At 60.6% G+C, this 1,145-nt stretch carries 1 protein-coding gene and 2 pseudogenes; 1 reads left to right on the forward strand and 2 read right to left on the reverse strand.

The features are described from left to right. Nucleotides 1-146, forward strand: a pseudogene (locus HEP69_RS23500) (ArdC family protein); the annotation flags it as partial. 11 nt (nucleotides 147-157) lie between these two features. Here HEP69_RS23500 and HEP69_RS23505 read toward each other — a convergent pair. Both HEP69_RS23505 and HEP69_RS23510 read right to left on the reverse strand, forming a co-directional pair. Further along, nucleotides 158-915 (reverse strand): IS5 family transposase gene (locus HEP69_RS23505; RefSeq protein WP_290560945.1). Its coding sequence is split into 2 segments (ribosomal slippage): nucleotides 158-594 and nucleotides 594-915, totalling 759 coding nucleotides; the frame shifts between segments, so codons are not numbered across the junction. A gap of 27 nt (nucleotides 916-942) precedes the next feature. Further along, nucleotides 943-1,145, reverse strand: a pseudogene (locus HEP69_RS23510) (hypothetical protein); the annotation flags it as partial.

The following is a 1,145-nucleotide window of genomic DNA, read 5'->3' on the forward strand; positions in this document are numbered from 1 at the left end:
GGGCCCGGCCCCGGGCCCCCCGGGGGCGGTCCCGCCCGCTCCCGCACAACGGGGAGGCCTTCCAGGGCGTCAACAACTTCCTTCTGACCATGCGGACGCTGATGGCGGGCTACAGCCCGCCCTTCTGGATGACCATCCCGCAGGCTAGGGTCAGGACTCATAACCAGTAAATGACCAATGCTGCGAGGGCGATTGCTGAGAGGAAGACCTTCGGGCATCTGTCGTATCGTGTTGCCACGCGCCGCCAATCCTTGAGCCTGCCAAACATGATCTCGATCCGGTTGCGCCGTTTGTAGCGGCGCTTGTCGTATTTCACCGTCGTCTTGCGTTGCTTTCGACCGGGTATGCAGGGGCGTATCCCCTTGTCTTTCAACGCTTCTCTGAACCAGTCGGCGTCGTATCCACGATCCCCGAGCAGCCAGTCCACATCCGGCAGGCTGCTCAGCAGCGCCCGTGCACCGATGTAATCGCTCACCTGCCCGGCGGTGACGAACAGGTTCAGCGGACGTCCCTGGCTGTCGCAGATGGCGTGCAGCTTCGTGTTCATGCCGCCCTTCGTGCGACCGATCAGACGTCCACGCCCCCCTTTTTGACGCCCATGCTGGTCGCGGTGCGGTGCGCCTTGAGATAGGTGGCATCGATCATGACAGTCGTTTCCTCGCCGTGCTCGGCAGCCAAACCCATCATCATCTGCGCAAAGATGCCCTTGTCGCTCCACCGCTTCCAGCGATTGTAGAGCGTCTTGTGGGGGCCATAGGCAGCGGGCGCATCGCGCCAGCGTAAGCCGTTGCGATTGATGAAGATAATCCCGCTCAACACACGCCTATCATCGACGCGCGGCTTGCCGTGGGACTTGGGAAAGAAGGGCTCAAGACGCGCCATCTGCGCATCCGTCAGCCAGAATAGATCAGACATAGTCACCGCTCGTTTTTGAGCCGTGAATCATGCTGCCAAAGGAAAATCAATGGGTCCTGACCCTAGGTCTTCATCGACAAAGTCCTCCAACGCCTCGTCGGCCAACTCACGCTGATGCAAGAAGTACCGGATTTTCGCCCGGCGCGAGGGAGCACCCGAAGGAATGGTTTCGCAATCCGGCATAGCTTCCAGCACGCGTCTGTTCGGGGCAAATGTATCTAGGCACCTCC

This window comes from Aestuariivita sp., assembly GCF_021404545.1.
Taxonomy (GTDB): domain Bacteria; phylum Pseudomonadota; class Alphaproteobacteria; order Rhodobacterales; family Rhodobacteraceae; genus Aestuariivita.